This is a genomic window from Thermogutta sp. (assembly GCF_014359955.1).
In the GTDB taxonomy this organism is placed as follows: domain Bacteria; phylum Planctomycetota; class Planctomycetia; order Pirellulales; family Thermoguttaceae; genus Thermogutta.
In genome coordinates this window covers 1-6939 of record NZ_JACIYL010000176.1, presented here as the reverse complement: position 1 = coordinate 6939, position 6939 = coordinate 1, and the positions used below count along the sequence as shown (strand labels likewise).

At 58.8% G+C, this 6939-nt stretch carries 8 protein-coding genes; 3 read left to right on the top strand and 5 right to left on the bottom strand.

The window, feature by feature from the left end:
- Positions 1-10: 10 nt before the first annotated feature.
- The gene (locus H5U08_RS19835) at positions 11-82 is read left to right on the top strand and encodes an iron hydrogenase small subunit (protein WP_366494220.1); all 72 of its coding nucleotides are present in this window, start codon (positions 11-13) and stop codon (positions 80-82) included.
- Positions 83-188: 106 nt separating this feature from the next.
- Here H5U08_RS19835 and H5U08_RS07470 read toward each other — a convergent pair whose 3' ends face one another.
- Positions 189-566, bottom strand: coding sequence for a hypothetical protein (locus H5U08_RS07470; RefSeq protein ID WP_297031766.1), 378 nt, complete (start codon positions 564-566; stop codon positions 189-191).
- A 142-nt stretch (positions 567-708) separates the two neighbouring features.
- Positions 709-1071 carry a hypothetical protein gene (locus H5U08_RS07465; RefSeq protein ID WP_157732034.1) on the bottom strand — a complete coding sequence of 121 codons (363 nt, stop codon included), beginning with the start codon at positions 1069-1071 and terminating at the stop codon, positions 709-711.
- A gap of 265 nt (positions 1072-1336) precedes the next feature.
- On the opposite strand from H5U08_RS07465, the gene H5U08_RS07460 reads away from it, so the two are divergent.
- Positions 1337-3424 (top strand): DNA topoisomerase VI subunit B, encoded by a 2088-nt coding sequence (locus tag H5U08_RS07460; RefSeq protein ID WP_297031761.1) that lies wholly within the window; start codon positions 1337-1339, stop codon positions 3422-3424.
- Between the two features lie 53 nt (positions 3425-3477).
- Here H5U08_RS07460 and H5U08_RS07455 read toward each other — a convergent pair whose 3' ends face one another.
- From H5U08_RS07455 to tadA, 3 genes are all read right to left on the bottom strand, one after another.
- The gene (locus tag H5U08_RS07455) at positions 3478-3972 is read right to left on the bottom strand and encodes a dual specificity protein phosphatase family protein (protein ID WP_297031759.1); all 495 of its coding nucleotides are present in this window, start codon (positions 3970-3972) and stop codon (positions 3478-3480) included.
- 202 nt (positions 3973-4174) lie between these two features.
- Entirely contained in the window at positions 4175-5566 is a 1392-nt protein-coding gene (locus H5U08_RS07450; RefSeq protein ID WP_297031757.1) for a Gfo/Idh/MocA family oxidoreductase, read from the bottom strand.
- A 79-nt stretch (positions 5567-5645) separates the two neighbouring features.
- Complete coding sequence (gene tadA / locus H5U08_RS07445) at positions 5646-6116, bottom strand: tRNA adenosine(34) deaminase TadA (protein WP_297031755.1); 471 nt, start codon at positions 6114-6116, stop codon at positions 5646-5648.
- A gap of 387 nt (positions 6117-6503) precedes the next feature.
- Between tadA and H5U08_RS07440 the strand changes: the two genes are divergently transcribed.
- The coding region (locus tag H5U08_RS07440; RefSeq protein ID WP_297031754.1) for a TIM barrel protein at positions 6504-6939 on the top strand (436 nt) is incomplete at its 3' end.

Genomic DNA, 6939 nt, shown 5'->3' with positions numbered 1-6939 from the left:
TGCGGAATTCCTGGGACAACCGTTGGGCGAAATGTCTCACCGCCTGCTCCATACCCACTATTTCACGCGCGAAGCGAACTGAATTCGGCGGGGAGTTTCAGGCGATCGCCCGATTTCCGTTGTCATAAAAAGACCCCCTGGGCGACAACCCAGGGGGCGGAGGCTGTCATGTCGGGCACGCGGAAGGCTCACCACGGACCGCGGATGTAGTAATATCCGAATTGGTCCGTGTCCTGCGGCCAGGCCGGGGTGGGACGGAGCGGCACGGCACCGCCCATTGCAGGTCCCGGCCAGTTGCGGCTGTACTGGTGATCAATGGTCGTCACGCGCATGTTTCCCACTCCCCAACCCCAATGGGTCTGAAATTCTGCAGTGGGGGGAACGACCACCGCGACGGGGGCACCCCACGCGCCGTTGTAATAGTCCCCATACCATGGGGTGCACATGGCGCGTCGGGCGGCCCTTTTTCCAAAGAACGTGTTTTCCCCGGCGAAAAGATGGCTGGCTGCAAGGCCCATTGTGAGGGCTATCGCCACACCGATCGTCATGGTTAACTTCGTGTTCATGGTTTTTGTCCTCGTTGACGTAAGCTGACGTTCCTTCTTCGAGCATGTGGAAAAGGATTCGTGTGAACCCGGTCAATTCGGCTCGTTGGTTGCCTCGGTGATCTTCCGGCAAATGACGATACGAGGCGACGGCTTCCGCGCTTCACCACCAGCAGACACTCACCCGCGTCCAACCTCCCTGAGGGTTGTTCCTGACAAACACCTTTCGATGGGGATAGAGGAACTCATGGGGATAAAGGGGCTGGTAGGTGACCCAGGTATGGCCGACGTAAGGAGGCGTGGGGACCGGAGCGACATAAAGAGGGGCAGAAATCTCTCCCGGTGCCGCCGGTGCCCAGTAGCTGGGGAACAGATCCCCCGCCCTGTGATTACGGGCATCGGAATGGCCGCGGTCATGGGCCACAGCGGGGGCCAGGCCCAGAAACATTCCCATGGCCAGACCCAGCGCCACGCCCAGCACCCAACGCAACATAGTCTGTCGGTTTCTCTCTCCGCGTTTCATCATTCGTATCCTTTCTGCCATTGGTCCGTCCGTGTCATCGTGAAACAGCCTGAAAACCCGCCTGCCGACGCCATCTGCGGAGGGGTCCTCCTTTATAGAGGATTCGGCCACTCTGGACAAAAACAGTGAGACTTTATAAAAGGAGTTCGAGGGGGCTCACGATATTGTGGCGCCTGTGAAACACCTCTCCTGTGGGCATAGCTCGTTACGATCGCTATAATGCGAATTTCTTTCCTGTTTTTGGCTTCAACACGGACGTGTGATCGCGATGGGAGTTTCTACCGCAAAACAAGACCAGCAGAGTCCTCAAACTATTGAAAAATCGCGTCAGGCAGGTCAGTCCGAGGCTTCGTCCGCGGCGGGTGGAAACGGCCAACCGCGTCGGCGGGTGAGTGCCGAGAGCCTCGCTGCCAAACAGCGCGAGATCTCCGTCAGCGAATTCTTCGCCAAAAACCGCCACCTGCTGGGGTTCGACAATCCCCGCAAGGCGCTGTTGACGGCCGTCAAAGAAGCCGTGGATAATGCCCTGGATGCGTGCGAAGAGGCCGGCGTCCTGCCCGAGGTGTGGGTCCGCATCGATCCCACCGGAGAGAGCCGCTACCGCGTTATTGTGCAGGATAACGGGCCAGGCATCGTCAAAAAGCAAATACCCCTCATTTTCGGAAAACTGCTCTACGGCTCGAAATTCCACCGGCTTCGTCAGAGTCGCGGGCAGCAGGGAATTGGCATCAGTGCGGCCGGGATGTACGGCCTTTTGACCACCGGGAAGCCGGTGAGCATCGTTTCCAAAACCGGCCCGAGGAAGCCTGCCCATTTCTATCAAATTCAGATTGACACCAAGAACAACCGACCGGAAATCGTCAACGGCAAAGGGGACGGCGTCGATATCCCGGCGAACGAGAATATTGGTGAGTTTCTTCAGCCGTTCGGCCTGCCCTGGAATGATGTGGAACACGGGACGCTGGTGGCCATCGAACTTGAGGCCAAATACCAGCGAGGGCGGGGAAGCGTCGATGAGTACCTCTTCCAGACGGCCATAGCTAATCCCCATGTGACGCTTCACTACCAAGACCCCGAGGGCAAAACCCGGGACTTTCCCCGTGTTGCCGAACAGTTGCCGCCCGAGCCCAAAGAAATCAAACCTCACCCTTACGGGGTGGAATTGGGCTGGCTGGTGACGATGCTCAAGGACACCAAAGCGAACACCTTGAGCGGTTTTCTCACGGAGTCCTTCTCACGGGTCAGTCCGGCGGTTGCCCAAAAAATTCTCGAAACCGCGGGGCTGAGCAGCCGTGCCAATCCGCGGCGAGTCGGTCGTCACGAAGCCGAGGCGCTTTTTCAAGCCCTGCAAACCACCAAGATTCAATCGCCTGCCACCGATTGCCTGTCACCGATTGGAGAGGAGCTTATTCTGCGGGGACTGCGGCAACTGGTGCCCGGCGAGTTTTACACGGCCGTCACACGTCCCCCAGCCGTGTATCGCGGGAATCCGTTCCAGGTGGAAGTCGGCCTGGCGTACGGTGGAGCGCCCGCCACTTACCGCGTCTCACTGGAGACTCTGGAGGAGCTGCTTGCCGAGACGGATGCGCGAACCCTCCGGCAGTTCTTGACGACAACGTTCGATGGCATTGGTCCCGAGGGTGCGGACAAGATTCTTCAGCAGGCACGGCTGAAGGCGCGCATGTCTCCTGCCAAACTCAAGGCCAGGGAGCGTCAGCAGCTCTGTGAGGCGCTGCAAAGCGTTAACCTCACGGAGGGACAAACCATGACTGTCCTTCGCTATGCCAACCGCGTGCCGCTTCTCTTCCAGGCCGGAGCCTGTGCCATCACGCAGACGGTGATGAGCACGAATTGGCGACCCTACGGGTTGAGCCAGTCGCGGAACTCCCTGCCGAGCGGTCCGGTGACACTTCTTGTGCATTTCGCCAGCGTGTGGGTGCCGTTCACCAGCGAATCCAAGGAGGCCATTGCGGCCTATCCGGAAATCCAGAAAGAGTTGCGGCTGGCATTTCAAGCCGTCGGGAGACGGCTGGGAATGTATTTGCGACGGCGTCTGCGGGTGCGTCAGCAGGGCGAACGACGGAATATCTTTTTGCGTTATCTCAAGGAAGTGGCCAGTGCCGTCTCCATTATGAGAGGCGTGGATCGTGACGAAGTGTATCGGGACCTCATGGAGGTCGCCAAACGCGTGACGGCCGAGGCCGACATCAAACTGGATGAGCATGGGCGTCCCCTCCGTGATGATCCCACTCCCGAGGAATTCGACGGCGCGGTCATTATCGTGAATCCGGAGAGCGAAGGCCAGGTGGCGACCGCTGCGAAGAAGGATTTCCCGGTTCAGTTGAAGATGTTCTGATTGTGGCTCCCGGGCCTTGCGTCGCCCGTTTTCGCGTTCGGGGAGAAACCTCCTTAAGACGATTCACGCGCCGGGTCGCTCGGGTTTTCATCAAACGTGGGGACCGGCTGGGATGCGATGGCAGCGGTAAGCGGGTAGCAGTAATGCCGGGCGTAGACGTGGGACTCCGCCTGATAGAGATCCCACCCGAGCACCCAGTGCAGATAGGCGATGACCACCGTGGGGGAACGGTTCATCCCCGCGGTGCAATGGACAAAGACTTTGTGGCCGCTCTGGAGCAACTCTCGCAACGCCCGCACAACCTCGGGAAGCCGAGCTCGGAGATGGTCGTAATCGAAGTCGCGGATGGGTTCCCGTACCTCCTTGATTCCTGCCCGGCGATACGCCATCTCAACGGCCGACCGCTGAATATCACGAGAGGCGATATCCTCGTCAGTCTGGAGATTCAATACCGCCGTGACGCCTGCCCGTTTCAGGGATTCCACGTCGTTGTAATCAACCGGACACGAACCCACAAACAAATGATCCAGGATTTGATCGATCACCATAAGCCTTGGCACGCGCAGGCATAAAGGAAGGATCTTGAAGCCTTCACGGAGGGCCCGCCTCAGGAGTTACCGAGGGGAATCGTCCGCACTCCGGCGTTCCCTGTGAAAAATTCCTCTCATCCCCATAATAGGTTACCGGTTGGGAATGGTCCACCGCTGGCAGTTGCCCATTGGCAATCGCGAGACAGAGCGGGGATTCACATCACACCTTTTCGGGGATGACGTATGGTGGGCGGTAGTCGCGTTTGATGAGGGAGTGGGCTTCGGCGGGTTCCAGCGGAATTTCTTTCTGAGGATCGAGCACGATCTTCACGCCACCCAGGCGAAGGCTGATATTCGCATAGTGAATGAGGAGACCGCTGCGGTATCCTTCTTCCACATCCGCGTTGGGCAGCTTGCGCGATTTGATGCATTCGATGAAGTTGGCCTTGTGTTCTGGATCCGGGAATCGCCCGTACCGCTGGGCTGTGACAACCGGCTGGCGTGATTTGGGCCGTTCGAACACCTGCCAGCCGCCTCCGTGACGTCCCACATACATGACGCCTTCTGTGCCGTAAATCTCGATCCGGGTGGCGCACTGCGGCCAGTAGGGAAACATATCGCTGTTGCGGACTTCCGGATCGATTTTCAGCATGTAAGGGGTGTAGAGCGTCAGTTCAAAGGTTACCAGGAGCCCATCGTACTCGTACACGGCGATCTGCGTATCCGGTGTTTCCGCGGCTCCTTCGCTGTCGAATCGTCCGCCGACGGAGTACACGGTCCTGGGACAACCGACGCCCAGCAGCCACCGAGCGAGGTCGATCTGGTGGCTCGCGTCGTTTGCAATATCACCACCGGAGTACCGCCAGAAGTGATGCCAGTTGTGTTGATAGTTGAAGTTGTATCGGGCTTCGGGGGCGGGGCCATTCCAAATGTCCCAATTGAGACCCGGCGGCGGATCGCTATCCGGCTTGGGTGGGAAATTGCCCCAAAACTTCTGGTTGTAGATCCGACACAGGTGGATGCGTCCCAGCTTCCCCGAGCTGATGTACTCCTTGGCGTCAAAATTGTAGGGAGCGCTCCGATTCTGCGTGCCGATCTGGACCACCCGCTGATACTTGCGAGCCGCCTCCACCATCTTGCGGGCTTCCCAGATGCTGTGGGAGACGGGCTTCTCAACATAGACGTCCTTCCCTGCCTGGCACGCCCAGACCGTGCTCAACGCGTGCCAGTGATCCGGTGTGGCCGACACGACGGCATCCACGCTCTTATCGTCCAGGGCCTTGCGGAGATCATCCACGATCCTGGGAGCCGTCCCCTGTGCCTGGGCCACTGTTTTAGCGAGGGCTTCGGCGCGGGGCAAAAAGGGATCGCAGACATAGGCGATACGGCAATCACCCCGTTCCAGAAAGCCGCCAGCCAGAGCACTTCCACGACCTCCACAACCCACGATGGCGAGTACCACCCGTTCGTTGGCCGGAGTTTCGGCCGCGGAAGTTGCATCAGGAAGCAGCGTCCATCCTCCGATGGCGGTCGCTGCGGCACCCTGGCGGAGAAATTCCCGGCGCGTTGTGCGGGAAGTCACTTGGTTTTTGCCAGTTTGTTCCGACGGCATAGCTCACCTCCCAACCGATCGAGATTAATTCACGTGCACATTGTCCACTGGGAAGGTCCCGGTTTTTTGTGACGGCGATCTATTTTTTGCCCAGGGCACGCTGTTTTTGAAAGAAACGACGGATGATGTCCGTGCACTTATCGGCCAGAACACCGGGGATAACAGCGCAGCGGTGGTTCAGCCGGGAATCTTCCAGAAGCCGGTAGAGCGAACGCACAGCACCCGCTTTGGGATCATCCGCCCCGTAGACAACTGTGGGAATTCTTGCCTGCAGGATGGCCCCCGCACACATGGGACAGGGCTCTATCGTGACATAGAGAGTGCAGCCTTCCAGCCGCCATGATCGCAGGGCTTCCGCGGCCTGGGTGATGGCGATCATTTCAGCGTGGGCGGTCGGATCCCGCAGCCGTTCCCTTTGATTGTGGGCTGAAGCAATGACCCGGTTTTCATGGACGATCACCGCGCCGATGGGGACTTCGTCTTCTTCGAATGCCTGCTCGGCCTCGCGAAGCGCCAGCTCCATGAAATGCTCATGCGTGTTGGTGTCCATAGGCACTCGCAATGGGAAGGGGAATCCCACAGGAAAACGACCTGGTTGTTGGGGAGCAATCATTGTGGGAAGGGCCAAATCGGTTTGCCCACGGGAAGTCACACGACCAACGATGTCCGCGCGGTTGCGTCGGTTTGTCGGGAATTATAAAGGAACATGGCCCTCCGTTCCACCAACGGCGAGACAGTCCGCGCCATTTTTGGCCCCAGCGGAAGGAGGCTGAGCAGGGTTGTGGAATGAATGAGTATTCCCATCTAAAATGGGGGAAACACCAGGGGTTCGTACGCAGATCGAATCAGGAAAGAATGTCCAACGGAATCGAACGTTCGACGCCTCATCCCGGTGTACGGGGGAAAAGTGATCTTTTCACAGTTGTCGGGGGATATTATGCGATTCGCCATTTGCAATGAAACTTTTCAGGATCGGTCGCTGGAAGACGGGTTGGCCCTGGCTGCCGAGTGCGGCTATGAAGGCATCGAGATTGCCCCCTTCACGCTTGCGGAACGGGTGACCGACCTGTCGCCGCAGCGGCGGACGGAAATCCGGCAGGCCATTGAAAAGGCGGGACTGGAGACGGTGGGGCTGCACTGGCTGCTGGCCAAGACGGAAGGCTTTCACCTCACGTCTCCCGAGGAAACGGTTCGCCAGCGAACCGCCGAATACCTGTGTGAACTTGCCCGATGCTGCGCCGACCTGGGAGGCACGATTCTGGTTTTCGGATCGCCGCAGCAGCGAAACGTTCTGCCCCACGTGACCCGGGCCAAAGCGGAAGATTATGCCGTGGAGGTCTTTGAAAAGCTGATCCCGGAACTGGAACGCACCA

Bases quoted from the DNA above. Each gene is read 5' to 3' on its own strand.
- H5U08_RS07470 (WP_297031766.1), bottom strand. From the start codon at position 566: ATGAACACGAAGTTAACCATGACGATCGGTGTGGCGATAGCCCTCACA.
- H5U08_RS07465 (WP_157732034.1), bottom strand. From the start codon at position 1,071: ATGATGAAACGCGGAGAGAGAAACCGACAGACTATGTTGCGTTGGGTG.
- H5U08_RS07460 (WP_297031761.1), top strand. From the start codon at position 1,337: ATGGGAGTTTCTACCGCAAAACAAGACCAGCAGAGTCCTCAAACTATT.
- H5U08_RS07455 (WP_297031759.1), bottom strand. From the start codon at position 3,972: ATGGTGATCGATCAAATCCTGGATCATTTGTTTGTGGGTTCGTGTCCG.
- H5U08_RS07450 (WP_297031757.1), bottom strand. From the start codon at position 5,566: ATGCCGTCGGAACAAACTGGCAAAAACCAAGTGACTTCCCGCACAACG.
- tadA (WP_297031755.1), bottom strand. From the start codon at position 6,116: ATGGACACCAACACGCATGAGCATTTCATGGAGCTGGCGCTTCGCGAG.